General features: G+C 49.2%; 14 protein-coding genes and 1 other RNA gene. 11 read left to right on the forward strand and 4 right to left on the reverse strand.

Annotated features, from left to right (window positions below; genetic code table 11):
• Positions 1 to 541: 541 nt before the first annotated feature.
• From zapE to Q4488_RS05685, 8 genes are all read left to right on the forward strand, one after another.
• Entirely contained in the window at positions 542 to 1,654 is a 1,113-nt protein-coding gene (gene zapE, locus Q4488_RS05650) for a cell division protein ZapE (protein WP_303579494.1), read from the forward strand.
• Between the two features lie 570 nt (positions 1,655 to 2,224).
• Entirely contained in the window at positions 2,225 to 2,653 is a 429-nt protein-coding gene (rplM, locus tag Q4488_RS05655; protein WP_303579495.1) for a 50S ribosomal protein L13, read from the forward strand.
• A gap of 13 nt (positions 2,654 to 2,666) precedes the next feature.
• The gene (gene rpsI, locus Q4488_RS05660) at positions 2,667 to 3,059 is read left to right on the forward strand and encodes a 30S ribosomal protein S9 (RefSeq protein WP_303579496.1); all 393 of its coding nucleotides are present in this window, start codon (positions 2,667 to 2,669) and stop codon (positions 3,057 to 3,059) included.
• Positions 3,060 to 3,347: 288 nt separating this feature from the next.
• The gene (gene petA, locus Q4488_RS05665) at positions 3,348 to 3,944 is read left to right on the forward strand and encodes a ubiquinol-cytochrome c reductase iron-sulfur subunit (RefSeq protein ID WP_303579497.1); all 597 of its coding nucleotides are present in this window, start codon (positions 3,348 to 3,350) and stop codon (positions 3,942 to 3,944) included.
• Positions 3,944 to 5,191: a cytochrome bc complex cytochrome b subunit gene (locus tag Q4488_RS05670; protein WP_303579498.1), complete on the forward strand. Its 1,248-nt coding sequence runs from the start codon at positions 3,944 to 3,946 to the stop codon at positions 5,189 to 5,191. The genes petA and Q4488_RS05670 overlap by 1 nt, the downstream gene beginning before the upstream one ends.
• A complete protein-coding gene (locus Q4488_RS05675; protein WP_303579499.1) occupies positions 5,191 to 5,952 on the forward strand; it encodes a cytochrome c1 in 762 nt (253 codons plus the stop codon). Before Q4488_RS05670 ends, Q4488_RS05675 begins: the two co-directional genes overlap by 1 nt.
• A 90-nt stretch (positions 5,953 to 6,042) precedes the next feature.
• A complete protein-coding gene (sspA, locus tag Q4488_RS05680; protein WP_303579500.1) occupies positions 6,043 to 6,672 on the forward strand; it encodes a stringent starvation protein SspA in 630 nt (209 codons plus the stop codon).
• Between the two features lie 66 nt (positions 6,673 to 6,738).
• Entirely contained in the window at positions 6,739 to 7,152 is a 414-nt protein-coding gene (locus tag Q4488_RS05685) for a ClpXP protease specificity-enhancing factor (RefSeq protein ID WP_303579501.1), read from the forward strand.
• A gap of 912 nt (positions 7,153 to 8,064) precedes the next feature.
• Here Q4488_RS05685 and Q4488_RS05690 read toward each other — a convergent pair.
• The 4 genes from Q4488_RS05690 to Q4488_RS05705 are packed head-to-tail and all read right to left on the reverse strand — an operon-like array spanning position 8,065 to position 11,451.
• Entirely contained in the window at positions 8,065 to 8,631 is a 567-nt protein-coding gene (locus tag Q4488_RS05690; RefSeq protein ID WP_303579502.1) for a BON domain-containing protein, read from the reverse strand.
• The gene (locus Q4488_RS05695) at positions 8,632 to 9,225 is read right to left on the reverse strand and encodes an SIS domain-containing protein (protein WP_303579503.1); all 594 of its coding nucleotides are present in this window, start codon (positions 9,223 to 9,225) and stop codon (positions 8,632 to 8,634) included.
• An 11-nt stretch (positions 9,226 to 9,236) separates the two neighbouring features.
• A complete protein-coding gene (locus Q4488_RS05700) occupies positions 9,237 to 9,620 on the reverse strand; it encodes a YraN family protein (RefSeq protein WP_303579504.1) in 384 nt (127 codons plus the stop codon).
• A 7-nt stretch (positions 9,621 to 9,627) separates the two neighbouring features.
• Positions 9,628 to 11,451 (reverse strand): penicillin-binding protein activator, encoded by a 1,824-nt coding sequence (locus tag Q4488_RS05705; RefSeq protein ID WP_303579505.1) that lies wholly within the window; start codon positions 11,449 to 11,451, stop codon positions 9,628 to 9,630.
• Between the two features lie 39 nt (positions 11,452 to 11,490).
• Here Q4488_RS05705 and rsmI point away from each other — a divergent pair, with 39 nt between their 5' ends.
• The 3 genes from rsmI (at position 11,491) to mraZ (ending at position 14,480) form a co-directional block, all read left to right on the forward strand.
• Positions 11,491 to 12,327 carry a 16S rRNA (cytidine(1402)-2'-O)-methyltransferase gene (gene rsmI / locus Q4488_RS05710; protein ID WP_303579506.1) on the forward strand — a complete coding sequence of 279 codons (837 nt, stop codon included), beginning with the start codon at positions 11,491 to 11,493 and terminating at the stop codon, positions 12,325 to 12,327.
• A gap of 62 nt (positions 12,328 to 12,389) precedes the next feature.
• Positions 12,390 to 12,747: RNase P RNA component class A (gene rnpB / locus Q4488_RS05715), an RNA gene on the forward strand.
• A 1,277-nt stretch (positions 12,748 to 14,024) separates the two neighbouring features.
• Positions 14,025 to 14,480 (forward strand): division/cell wall cluster transcriptional repressor MraZ, encoded by a 456-nt coding sequence (gene mraZ, locus Q4488_RS05720; RefSeq protein WP_303579507.1) that lies wholly within the window; start codon positions 14,025 to 14,027, stop codon positions 14,478 to 14,480.
• Positions 14,481 to 14,497: the final 17 nt, after the last annotated feature.

The following is a 14,497-nucleotide window of genomic DNA, read 5'->3' on the forward strand; positions in this document are numbered from 1 at the left end:
GGGCACGGCTCCTACAGTTCGGTGTATAGAATACCCGCCCAGCCTTGTAGCGAGCGACGCCCTCGTCGCGACGAGGGTTCCCAAGGGTTATGCCAACGGTTCTGATACAAACACCGCATCGCCGTGAGGGCACGGCTCCTACAGTTCGTCCGCTGGGTGTGTAATACCCATCGAGCCTTGTAGCGAGCGACGCTAGCATGCCCTCTGGGTACTCGTCGCGACGAGGGTATCCAAGGGTTATGCCAACACGTTCCATAGGTTATTCGTTAGCGCAATATTTCGCGTGGGGTGTGGTGCGTTTGACGAACCGCATTCAACGATGTTGATGTGATAAATTCGCTGGTGCGGTTCGCAAGGCTCACCGACACCCTTGTTATTCTGAGGTGATGGTTTGTGGGGTGCGCTGAAGCATGAGTTGCAACGATGCCGCCTTTATCCCTTTGTTGCGTTGCAAAACCTAGTGGTGGGGAGTAAAGTGCCCAACCTTCTTTTATATCCTTTGATGATATCTGACATTAGCTTGAATGGTACGGTTTTTCGCATGACTCCTATTGCTCGTTATAAAAAAGACCTTGAACGGGAAGATTTTTCCTATGATGCCGCGCAGGAAGAGGCGGTTAAGCATCTGCAGCGCTTATATGATGACTTGGTGGCGAAAAAGGATGAGCCAAAGCCGGCTGGATTGATGGGGCGCTTATCTCGTAAATTGAAGAAACCTCAGCCGCTGGAGCCAGTTAAAGGGTTATATTTTTGGGGTGGCGTTGGCCGGGGTAAAACTTACCTGATGGATACCTTTTTCGATAGCCTGCCGTTTGAGAATAAAGAGCGTACTCACTTTCATCGTTTTATGCAGCGAGTGCATAAAGAGCTGAAGTTACTTGATGGTACGCCAAACCCGTTGGTCGAGATTGGGAAAAAGTATGCCAGCGAGTTTAAAATTATCTGCTTCGATGAGTTTTTTGTTACCGATATTACCGATGCGATGATTTTGGGCGGGTTGCTGGAAGAACTGTTCAAAAATGGTGTATCGCTGGTGGCGACTTCGAATATTGTCCCTGATGGCTTGTATGAGAATGGTTTGCAGCGGTCACGTTTTCTGCCCGCGATTGCAATGCTTAATCAGTTTACTGAAGTGGTTAATGTGGATAGCGGTGTTGACTATCGTTTGCGCACACTTGAGCAGGCTGAGTTGTATCACTACCCACTGGACGCAGCGGCAGATAAAAGCCTGAATACGAGTTTTGAAAGATTAGTGCCGGATCTCGATGAGGTGACTGAAGGATGCTCATTAGAGGTTAATGGTCGAAAGATTCAAGCGCGCCGGTGTTGCGAAGATGTTGCTTGGTTTGAGTTCTCAGAGCTGTGTGAAGGGCCGCGTAGTCAGAATGACTATATTGAACTAAGCAAGATATTTCATGCGGTGTTGATTAGTAATGTACCGCAGCTAGGTCGGACTAATGATGATGCCGCGCGTCGATTCGTTAACCTTGTCGATGAATTCTATGATTGCGGCGTTAAGTTAATTTTGACGGCCGAAAAGTCGATTTATGAGATTTATAGTGAAGGGCGGCTCGAGTTTGAGATTCAACGAACTCAGAGTCGTCTGTTAGAGATGCAGTCGCAAGAGTATCTGGCCCGCGAACATCGGGCTTAGATATTATTTGTTGGCGCGGTTCTCCACTTTATTTGTTGGCGCAGCATTTGCGCTGGGTGTCGGTGAGTTCGACGAACCGCACCGATAGTACAGATATGGACAGCACTCCGGTAATGTCCATCGAACCCTCATCGCGACGAGGGCGTCGCTCCCACACAAACAATAGCCGTGAGGCACCCAAGGGGTATGCCAGCACGGCTCTGACACAAACACCGCATCGCCGTGAGGCACCCAAGGGGCATGCCAGCACGGCTCCTACAGTTCGGTGGATAAGAATGCCCACCGAGCCTTGTAGCGAGCGATGCCCTCATCGCGATTGAACCGCAAACCCAGACATCATCGGCGTGGGATACCCAAGGGGCATGCCAACACGCCTTCTACAATTAAATGGTGTGGCGATAATCTTTTATTGGCATCTTTTTGTGATTGCAGTATAATCCGCGCTCCTTCGGATTGGTCCAAGGAATTTTGACGTTGTGAACTGCGGTTTACAACCAATAATTATAAGGTCGTCGAACCTAGCTGATCGCTTGATTGGCCTTGTTCAGACTGATGTATAGGTAAATTATCATGACTACATTTAGCGCTAAGCCTGCAGAGGTAAAACGCGATTGGTATGTTGTTGACGCTGAGGGTAAAACTCTGGGTCGTCTGGCTACCGAGATTGCACGTCGCCTGCGCGGCAAGCATAAAGCAGAATACACACCTCACGTTGATACCGGTGATTACATCATCGTTGTTAACGCTGAGAAAGTTAACGTAACGGGTAACAAGCGTAAGGACAAAATGTACTATCGCCATACCGGTTACCCTGGTGGTCTGCGTGAAACTTCTTTCGAGAAGATGGTTGAAGCTCAACCAACTCGCACCATCGAATTGGCCGTTAAGGGCATGCTGCCTAAAGGTCCCCTGGGTCGCGCTATGTACACAAAAATGAAAGTGTACGCTGGTGCAGAACATCCGCATGCGGCTCAACAGCCACAAGAACTGAACGTCTAAGGGACAGGTCAATATGTCTACAACTCAGTATTACGGCACAGGCCGTCGTAAATCCTCTACTGCCCGCGTATTTTTACGTCCAGGTACAGGTAAAATCACTGTTAACCAGCGTGAACTGGATGTTTACTTCGGTCGCGAAACTGCTCGCATGATCGTGCGTCAGCCTCTGGATCTGACAGGTAATGCAGAAAAATTTGATGTTTACATTACCGTTAAAGGCGGTGGTGGTTTCGGTCAGGCTGGTGCGATCCGTCATGGTATCACGCGTGCGCTGATGGAATATGATGAAACATTGCGTCCTGAACTGCGTGCAGCTGGTTTTGTTACCCGTGATGCGCGTGAAGTTGAGCGTAAGAAAGTGGGTCTACGTAAAGCACGTAAGAAACCACAGTTCTCCAAGCGTTAATTCGCAGCGATACAGTTTTGTATCGTGCAAAAGAAACGCCCGTGCCAGCAATGGTACGGGCGTTTTTTTGATTTTGGGGTGGTGCTTTGGGATGAGGTCAAAAGACGCTCGACTATAGGCGTAAAAAGGCGCTTTTGCGCCTAATTAGCCTTGTAAGAAGCAGGGAATTTCATTACTATTTGTGCCATTTTAAAAATCCGTTAATTCGGTATTCATTACTGAGCAACCCAATAATGACTGCGCTGCAATAGTGTGGGGTTATAGGTTGAGTGAGGGGAGAGAGTCTTAATGAGTAATGACGGCGTGAATAAGGGGCGGCGACGTCTCCTGATCGGTGCCACTTCTGCTGTTGGGGCAGTGGGTGCCGTAGGAGCAGCTGTTCCGTTCGTGGCTTCATGGAACCCGAGTGCCAAGGCTAAAACAGCTGGTGCTCCGGTTAAAGCGGATGTCAGTAAGCTGGAAATTGGTCAGCAGATGATCGTGAAGTGGCGTGGCAAGCCTGTATGGATTGTACGTCGTGGACCGGAAGCGCTGGCAAATTTGGTAAAGATTTCTGATCGTTTAGCAGATCCTGAGTCGACAGTGCCACAACAGCCAGATTATGTTCCGGGTACACCGGCGCGTGCGCTGCGTGAAGATATTGCGGTGATGGTTGGTATTTGTACTCACTTGGGCTGTTCGCCAACGTATCGTCCTGAACTGGCGCCTGAAGATCTGGGTGCTGATTGGGTAGGTGGTTTTTATTGCCCATGTCACGGTTCTCGTTTTGACCTGTCTGGTCGTGTATTGAAGGGTGTTCCGGCACCTACTAACCTGGTGATTCCGCCTCATTATTATGAGAGCGATAATGTGATCATCGTTGGTGTGGATCAGGAGACTGCATAATGGCTGGCGCACGCAATAAAGGAAATCCAGGCATCATTGGCTGGATTGATGATCGTTTCCCGCTGACGGCGATGTGGGATGATCACTTAGCAAAATACTACGCTCCAAAGAACTTCAACTTTTGGTATTTCTTTGGTTCTCTTGCCTTGTTAGTGCTGGTTAATCAGATATTAACCGGTATCTGGCTGACCATGAACTATAACCCAACGGCTGAAGGCGCATTTGCCTCGATTGAATACATCATGCGTGATGTAGATTATGGCTGGTTACTCCGTTATATGCACTCTACCGGTGCGTCGGCATTCTTTGCCGTGGTCTATCTACATATGTTCCGTGGTCTGCTGTACGGTTCTTACCGTAAGCCGCGTGAGTTGGTGTGGATCTTCGGTATGACAATCTATCTGGCTTTGATGGCTGAAGCCTTCATGGGTTACTTGCTGCCGTGGGGACAGATGTCTTACTGGGGTGCGCAAGTTATCGTCTCACTATTCTCGGCTGTGCCGGTGATTGGTCCTGACTTGGCAGAGTGGATTCGTGGTGATTACCTGATTTCAGGTATTACGCTGAACCGTTTCTTCTCTCTGCATGTTGTTGCATTGCCTATCGTTCTGCTGGGCTTAGTTGTAATGCATATCATTGCACTGCACGAAGTCGGTTCTAACAACCCAGACGGTATTGAGATTAAAGACAAAAAAGATGAGAACGGTGTGCCTCTCGATGGTATTCCATTCCACCCTTACTACACCGTTAAAGATATTGTCGGCGTGGTTGTCTTCCTGTTCGTGTTCTGCCTGATCATCTTCTTCTTCCCTGAGATGGGTGGTTACTTTATCGAGCAGCCTAACTTCGAACCCGCTAACGCGCTGAAGACTCCGCCGCATATCGCGCCGGTTTGGTATTTCACACCGTTCTACGCCATGTTACGTGCGATTCCGCCTATTGCGGCTTCTCAGTTCCCTGGTGTGGTAGTGATGGGTGGGGCGATTGCTATCCTGTTCGTGCTGCCTTGGTTGGATCGTAGTCCGGTTAAATCGATGCGTTATAAAGGCTGGATGAGTAAAGTTTGGTTGGTTATCTTTGCCATTAGCTTTGTGATTCTGGGTTATCTTGGGGTTGTTGCATCTTCTCCAGGCCGGACACTGGTGGCGCAGATCTGTACTGCACTGTATTTTGCATACTTTATCCTGATGCCGTTCTACACCAGAATGGAAAGCACTAAACCGGTACCAGAAAGGGTGACAGGCTAATGAAAAAGTTTTTTATCGCAATCTTGTTAGTATTGGCGCCAGTGACAGCTAGTGCGGCTACAGGTGGGGTTCATCTGGATGAAATGAATCCAGATCATGCGAATAAGGCGTCGCTGCAGCGTGGTATGGCGACCTTTGTCAACCATTGCATGGGTTGTCACTCGGCTGACTATCAACGTTATGAGCGTGCCGCTGTCGATTTGGGTATGCCGAGTGAGTTGGTGCAAGAGCATCTCATTTTTGGTGATACAAAAGTGGGTGAGCAGATGACTAACGCGATGCCAACAGCAGATGCTGCAGCATGGTTTGGTACACCGCCACCGGATTTGACACTGGAGACCCGTCTGCGCGGTGAGTCGTGGGTATATACTTACCTGCGTAGCTTCTATAAAGATCCAGCACGCCCTTGGGGTGTGAATAACGTGGTTTTCCCTGACGTCGGTATGCCTAATGTCTTGGAAGGTCTACAGGGGTTGCAGGTCAACCATTGCACGGCAGCAGAGATGGCTCATCAAGAGAAGACCATTGATCCTCTGACGGGTTTGCAAATGGGTGGCTGCTTGAGCATTGCTGAGAAAGGCGAGCTGTCAGTTGAAGAGTTTGATAAGACCATTTATGACCTCGTTAACTTCATGTCTTACATGGGTAACCCTGTTAAGCTTGAATCTGAATCGTTGGGTTATAAAGTGCTGATCTTCCTGGCCATCTTATTTGTCTTCGCGTTCGCGCTGAAGAAAGAGTACTGGCGCGACGTTCACTAAACGTGGCGAGTCAGGAATACCGATACGCGGGCCAATTATGTTGGTTCGCGTATATTTTTTTTTATGGAATAAGTGAAACGGGGTGATTTAATGGGTGTAGTGGCCAAGCGTTCTTCTATGACTTTTTACTCCGATGGCAATGATCATTATAGCCATCGGGTACGTATCGTTCTGGCTGAAAAGGGTGTTGCAGTTGAGATAAACGATTGCGATCCAAACAGTTTGCCTGAGGATCTGGCTTCACTGAATCCGTACAATAGTTTGCCGACCCTGCTGGATCGGGAACTGGTATTGTATGAGCCAAATGTGATGATGGAGTATCTGGATGAGCGTTTTCCTCATCCGCCGCTACTGCCTGTCTATCCTGTTGCACGTGCTGAAAGTCGTCTATATATGTATCGTATTCAGCGCGATTGGTGTTCTTTAGCCGATATAGTGCTGACGGCTGAAGATGCCGATGAGGCTGATGAAGCGCGTAAAGCGTTGCGTGATAGCCTTGTAGCTGTTTCACCTATCTTTGGTGAAAAAGATTTCTTTATGAGTGAAGAGTTTACCTTAGTAGACTGCTGTATTGCTCCGCTGCTTTGGCGTTTAGAGATTCTCGGTGTTGAATTACCAGAAGCTCAGTGTAAAGATCTTCTTAAGTATATGGAGCGTTTGTTTGAGCGTGAAGCGTTTCAGATTAGCCTGTCTGAAGAAGAACGTGAAATGCGTGACTGATGCGATACTATTAGTATTAAACAATAAAGGATGGGTTTTTACTCATCCTTTTTTTTGGAGTGAGTAATGCAATCGAGTCGTGGATATCTTATTCGTGCTCTGAATGAGTGGATTTTGGACAGTGGTTGGACGCCACATCTGGTCATCGATGCTGAAATTCAAGGGGTGATGGTACCGCAGCAATTTATCAGTGATGGCCAAATAGTTTTGAATATCGCGCCTTCAGCGGTACAGAATTTGTTGCTTGATAATGAAGCGGTCAGCTTTAATGCACGCTTCGGCGGAGTACCGATGAATGTTTTTGTGCCGATCGCTGCCGTGATGGCTATCTACGCGCGTGAGAATGGTCAGGGGATGGGTTTTGGTGCCGAGCCGGGTGTTGAGGCGCTTTTTGCCGACGAGCCGGAAACAGATCCAACACCGCCAGAAGCGCCCAAGCCGAAGGCAAAAAGCCGACCTTCGCTTAAGGTTGTGAAGTAAAAATAAGGTCAGTGTGGCTCAAGCGCGACAACGAGTGGCTTGTTATAGAGTACTAACGAATAGTCTATAGGGCCGTGCTGGCATGCCCCTTGGGTGCCTCACGGCGATGTGTTTGATGTGTGGTTCAATATTTGCCGTTCAATCGCGACGAGGGTACCCAGAGGGCATGCTACGTCGCTCGCTACAAGGCCGGGTGGGTATTCTATCCACACCAGCGCAAATGCTAATGGACGAACTGTAGGAGCCGTGCTGGCATGCCCCTTGGGTGCCTCACGGCGGGTGTTTGTGTCAGAGTCGTGTTGGCATGCCCCTTGGGTGCCTCACGGCGATGTGTTTGATGTGTGGTTCAATATTTGCCGTTCAATCGCGACGAGGGCGTCGCTCGCTACAAGGCTGGGTGGGTATTCTATCCACACCAGCGCAAATGCTGATGGACGAACTGTAGGTGCCGTGCTGGCATGCCCCTTGGGTGCCTCACGGCGATGTGTTTGATGTGTGGTTCAATATTTGCCGTTCAATCGCGACGAGGGCGTCGCTCGCTACAAGGCTCGGTGGGCATTCTATCCACCGAACTGTAGGTCACGGCGATGTGTTTGATTTATGGTTCAATATTTGCCGTTCAATCGCGACGAGGGTACCCAGAGGGCATGCTACGTCGCTCGCTACAAGGCTGGGTGGGTATTCTATCCACACCACCGCAAATGCTGATGGACGAACTGTAGGAGCCGTGCTGGCATGCCCCTTGGGTGCCTCACGCCGATGTGTTTGATGTGTGGTTCAATATTTGCCGTTCAATCGCGACGATGGTACCCAGAGGGCATGCTACGTCGCTCGCTACAAGGCCGGGTGGGTATTCTATCCACACCACCGGTGCGGTTCGTCAAGACCGCTGCACCTTTCGATCTATTTCTATTAATCGATATATTCGAAGATTTTGACGATTTTTTGGATGCCGTTAACGCGTCGGACCACTTCAATGGCTTTATCGGATTGGGCGCGGGTGACGAGTCCCATCAGATAAACAACGCCGTTTTCAGTGACGACTTTAATCTGAGTCGCGTCGATTTGTTTGTCGCCAATCATGTTGGCTTTGATCTTGGCGGTGATCCAGGTATCACTGGCGCGTGTCAGCGTCGAGGTGGGGCTGGTGATGGTCAGCTCGTTATGGATACGGCGAATTTTACGGACCTGACTAACAATTTGCTCCGCTTCTTGTCGACTGGCTTCGGTAGCGACCTGTCCGGCAATCAATACGATACCGTTAAAACTGGTGATGTTTATGTGGCTACTGCTGAGTTCGGCAGAGCCTTTGCTGATATTGACGTTGGATTTGATTTCGATAAGTTCGTCATCGACAAAGCTGCCGGTAGTTCGGCCTGTCGGGTCTTCTTGAATGGGTTCTTCTTTTAAGCTGCTGACAACGGTTGAACAGCCGGTGCTTAAAAGACCTAATAAAATCAGGGTTGTTATCCGTTTCATTTACTCTTCTCCACCAAAAAGTTGATAATCGATTAGATCGCACAGGGCGTGTAAAATTAGAGTCTGTGCGCCAAAAATAAGTGCAGGGTCATCTGCCGGAATACAAAACTCCACCTCGTCTGGCAGTAATAGAGAGTGAATATTGTCATTAGTTCCCCCAGTGAGGGCAATCACCAGCATATCCCGATCGTGGGCGGCTTGAATCGCTTGCACTAGGTTTGCCGCACGGCCATCACTCGAGATGATCAGCAGTAGATCGCCTGGTTGACCTAGGGCGCGAATCTGTTTCGAGAAGATATCATTAAACTGCCCATCTTGAGCGATGCCGGTTAACGCAGAGCCTTCGGCGCTGAGTGAAATGGCGGGCAGGCCTGGGCGTTCATGACGAAACTGATTCATCAGTAGGCTGCTAAAGTGCTGTGAAAGTGCCGCACTGCCGCCGTTACCGCAACAGAGAATCTTGTTTTCGGATATAAGGCAGCCGAGTAACAGTTCTCCGGCATGGGAGATCATCGGGGTGTATTCTTCGATGGTTTGGGCATTAACCTCCATGCTGTTATGAAATAGGCTAATGACTCGGTCTTGAAGTACCATCGGTGCTCCTGTCAGAAAGTGGCTTCAGGTCTGAAGGCGTCTTTATACCATACGGGGCAGGAATCTCCACTCCCGTTATCCTGATTGGCCTCAAATGCTATAACATCAAACCGACATATAGGTAGGTTACTGCCTTTTTGTTGGCTGAGAAAGTAACTGGCTGTTTTTATTAATTTCTTCTGTTTACGAAAATCGACAGATAAACTGGCACCGCCCCATTGGCGATGACGTCTGCTGCGGACTTCGACAAAGACGAGTTGATCTCTATCGCGCATAATCAAATCTATCTCACCAAATCGACAGTGAAAGTTTTTATCGATCAACTTCATGCCCTGTTTTTTTAGGTATTGTAATGCTTTTTGCTCGGCGTCCTTGCCGATTTGTTGTCTGTCCATAGCGGTCTCAGTCTAAAGGCTGGGCGAGTCCTTGTTTGAAGATGGCCCAATTGAGGGTACGTAAAATCTGGTTATGCTCACTCATGGAGAGTGAGCCAGTTTCGCCTTCTATCTTAGCAGACGTCGAGGCGGATAGTTGCGCTAGATAGGGGAAGAGACTGAAGGCGTCGATACCGAGCGCGTAGAGACGGCCAAAACGGCTATCGGTATCATCACGTAACTGAGCCAACTGTAAATGAGCCGTCGATGGAGGACTGCTCAGCCAAGGCGTGCTGACAAAACGGATATCATTAAGATCTTGATCTTCGATGGCCGATGCCGAACCGGTGTAGATATGCGATGTGGCATACACCGGCACATTACCCGCATAGTGGAATGCGAGTGTAGGCTTAATTTGACGGGCACTTTGCGGCAGGGCTGAGAGGAAGATAGCATCGACATCTTGACGGCGCCGGCTTTCGAAATGTGGCCGTTGCCCGATCACTCGAGTGAGTTGAGTATTGCGGAGGCTGCTATCGTCGGTATTGAGTAATCCGGCTATCTGTTCAGAATAGCTGCTGTTGTTATTATAACGAAGGCTATCGAGTACCGTGCCACCGAGTTCAGTAAAGCGTTGTGCGAAGGCGTTCGCGGCTCTATCTCCCCAATCGGTATCTGCGGTATAGATCAATACTTGACGCTTTTGATCCTGCCAGGCGCGATCGGCTGCTTGTGTTGCCTCATCTTCAATCGCTAGGCCAAATTGATAAATATTGCCTTGTTGTTGTCCTGGTGCCGTATTGAGGGTGAGTGTTGGAATCGGCGCGGGGCCATAGTTGATTAGGCTTTCGACCAGCTCTTTCTGTAGAGGGCCAATAATTAAGTCAATATGACGCTCTGTCGCGAGTTGATAAAGTTGCTCAGCCGTGGTGATTTTGGTCGAATCGAGAAAGGTGACTTTGGCGGTTGTTTTACCGGCTTCGACCGCATTATAGTGGGCGGTCATAAACCCGGTGATAATCGCTTCTGCGGGTTTTTTAAGATTGCCACTCATGGGAAGAAACAGCGCAATATGCTCGGCATTAAGGGTATCCGCAGCGGTGATGGTTAATAATGCATCCGGCGGGATCTGCTGTGCAGGGTGTGATTGCCAGAGTGTCTCCCATTGCTGTAACTGTGTGTTCTGCTGACTGAGATCGCGGACATTGTCTGCACTTAAGGCGAGCTCATACCAGCCTTGTTGGTAATAGCTGTTATCTACTTGTTGGCTAAGTTGTGTTAATTGCTCGATCGGCATCTGAGTGAGAAGCATCCAGATACGGTTATGCAGTGCTTTGGTTTTATCCGCAGAACGGTAGCCGCTTAAGCCGCTGAGTTGAATCAGTTGTTGTAATTCAAAATAGTCGTTTTGTTGATAACGATAGGCATCTGCTTGCATCTCACCGATTCTATATTGCTGTGCTGGCGGCAAGCTGTTGGTGGTGGTTGCGGGTAATTGCTGCAGATAGCGTAGGGCTCGTTGGCCGTCTTGCTGCGCGAGTGCGGTGCGCGCCTTTAATTCAGATATTTCAAACTGCAACGCTGGTGTCAGAAGTTGCATATCAATCTCATCGAGTAGCTTCGAGGCTTCCGCTTGTCGATTCTGGCTGATGAGAATACGCGCTGCTTGCGCTTTGAGTTGAGCGCGTTTAATCGGCGCAGCCACTTCGGCCTGTTGAATAAGGGCGGCAACCTGCTGCATAGGGTCGGTTGAGGTCTGAGTGACGGTATTTCCCGGTTGTACACCGCAACCGGAGAGAAAAAGTGCCACGCTGGCGGTGAGGACCAGAGACAGACGGCTTGGAAACGTCATATACTTTCACATCCTGAATTATAAATGGTTCGAATACTGATGTCCGAAGCAGTTTTGTATGTAGTCGCAACGCCAATAGGCAACTTGGAAGATATGACGCCGCGCGCGCTCCGTATATTGGAGTCGGTCGCATTGATTGCGGCAGAAGATACCCGTCATAGTGGTCGTTTGCTGTCACACTTTAATATCAAAACGCCGATGATAGCAGTTCATGACCATAATGAACGCCAGCAGCAGCAAAAAATTATCGAAAAATTGCAACAAGGGAACGATATCGCGCTGATTTCTGATGCTGGCACGCCGTTGATCTCCGATCCAGGCTTCGTTTTAGTGCGTGAGGTACGCTCGGCTGGTTTTCGCGTGGTGCCTCTACCGGGGTGTTGTGCTTTGGTGGTGGCTTTGAGTGCTGCGGGTGTTCCTTCTGATCGTTTTGCCTTTGAGGGCTTTCCGCCAGCTAAATCTCAGCAGCGACTGAATTTTTATACCGGGTTAGCCGCAGAAAACCGTACCTTGATGTTTTATGAATCGCCTCATCGGATTATCGATAGTTTGCGAGATATCGTGGCTGCGTTTGGGCCAGAGCGAAATATCGCCTTAGCGCGTGAGTTGACTAAGACGTTTGAAACTTTTCTCAATGGCACTGCTGAGGAGGTGCTGGCTCAGGTTGAGGCCGACCCTAATCAGCGTAAAGGTGAGTTTGTGTTGATGGTCGAAGGGGCACCTAAGCAGGATGAGACGCTGCTTGACCCTCGCAGTAGTGAGGTGCTGGATATCTTGCTGGAAGAGCTATCGGTAAAGCAGGCCTCGGCGTTGGCGGCGAAAATTACCGGTATTAAAAAGAAAGTGTTGTATCAAGCAGCGCTTGAACGGAAATAATTCATCGCTTGGATGATTGTTGTGCTTGCTTATAGTGTGCTTGCTGGTATCCTTTGCGCCGTAGAGTTCGCCAGACAATCGCTGCTTCCGTAAGGAAGGGGAGGAAAGTCCGGGCTCCATCGGGCAGGGTGCCAGGTAACGCCTGGGAGGCGAAAGCCTACGGCAAGTGCAGCAGAGAGCAAACCGCCTACGTTTCCTGTTTACAGGAAGCCGGTAAGGGTGAAAGGGTGCGGTAAGAGCGCACCGCGTGCGTGGTAACACGTCACGGCAAGGTAAACCCCACCTGGAGCAAGACCAAATAGGAATCCATGCGGCATGGCCCATGCTGGATTCGGGTAGGTCGCTTGAGGCCTGTGGCGACGCAGGCCCTAGATGAATGATTGTCCACGACAAAACCCGGCTTATCGGCGAACTCTACAATTCTTACCAGCTCACCAGCTTACCAGCTTACCAGCTTACCGATTTTTAGATTAATGCGAACAGAATGATTGTCCACGACAACTCCTTGTCAACACCTAGGGCTTATCGCCGTGGGGCACGGCTCCTACAAATGCATTGTTTTTGTAGCGAGCGATGCCCTCATCGCGATTGAATCGCAAACCCAGACATTATCGCCGTGAGGTACCCAAGGGGCATGCCAGCACGGCTCCTACAAATGTATTGTTTATGTAGCGAGCGATGCCCTCATCGCGATTGAAGCATAAATATTGAACCACCAATTAAGCGCATCGCCGTGAGGTACCCAAGGGGCATGCCAGCACGGCTCCTACAAATGCATTGTTTTTGTGGCGAGCGATGCCCTCATCGCGATTGAAACATAAATATTGAACCATCAATTAAGCACATCGCCGTGAGGTAGCCAAGGGGCATGCCAGCACGGCGCCTACAAATGCATTGTTTATGTAGTGAGCGATGCCCTCATCGCGATTGAACCGCAAACCCAGACATCATCGGCGTGGGATACCCAAGGGGCATGCCAGCACGGCGCCTACAAACGCATTGTTTATGTAGCGAGCGATGCCCTCATCGCGATTGAAGCATAAATATTGAACCACCAATTAAGCGCATCGTCGTGAGGTACCCAAGGGGCATGCCAGCACGGCGCCTACAAGCGCATTGTTTATGTAGCGAGCGATGCCCTCATCGCGATTGAACCGCAAACCCAGACATCATCGCCGTGAGGTACCCAAGGGGTATGCCTGCACGGCTCTACAGGTTATCAATCAATATCTTTTTAATATCTTGTTTTTATATTTGTTGGCGGCTGTTGAGTGTTTTTATCGTAGTGTTTTGAGCTGTTTTAAATGGCGTGGCTGGCGCTGCGATTATCGCTCGGTTTTAGGTGTTACTGATGACTGTCGCTATTATCTCTTTCTCTCAATCTTCAGGGTGTCGCTTTTTGATTGAATAACCTGAGTTCTGTCGCGTTATTTTATGCCTGCTTTATTTTCATATGCGTTAGCGTGTTTTCCGCTGTAGTGAATGCTTACTTATTTCAACTCGCTGTTTTTGTGATTGTTTTTTAAGATCGCTAGCGCTGGGCGATGAATGTTATTCGTCGAGTCGATCATCGGTTGATTTATACGCTGCTTTACAGCGCTTTCTTTCTTGCAAATAGAGGGCTTAATTCCTATAGTGTGCACTAGTGGGTAAATGTGGGTAAATGTGGGTTATTTTGATTTTTTCAGGAGGATTTTTTGTTTTTTCGAGGGGTCAATCCAATCAATCTGGATGCCAAGGGCCGAATGGCCATACCGGCACGCTACCGCGACAGGCTCTCGGAGCATTGCGGTGGGCAGATGGTTGCAACGATTGATACGGAAGAACGCTGTTTATTGCTATACCCACTAGCGGAATGGGAAGAGATTGAAGCCAAAATTGAAGCGTTACCCAGTTTTAAACCGGCGGTTCGGCGGATTCAGCGATTACTGATTGGCCATGCTACCGATATTGATATGGATGGCAATGGTCGTTTGTTATTACCCGCGACATTGCGAGACTATGCCGGCCTGAGTAAGAAGATAATCTTACTGGGGCAGGGGAGTAAGTTTGAAATCTGGAGCGAAGAGCACTGGATGGCAACCCGAGAAGAATATTTGGCTGAAGCCGATGCTGCAGAGCTACCGGATGAGTTACAAAATTTATCACTTTAAACCGACAGGGGTTAGCA

It is taken from the genome of Amphritea sp. 1_MG-2023 (genome assembly GCF_030547545.1).
GTDB lineage: Bacteria > Pseudomonadota > Gammaproteobacteria > Pseudomonadales > Balneatricaceae > Amphritea.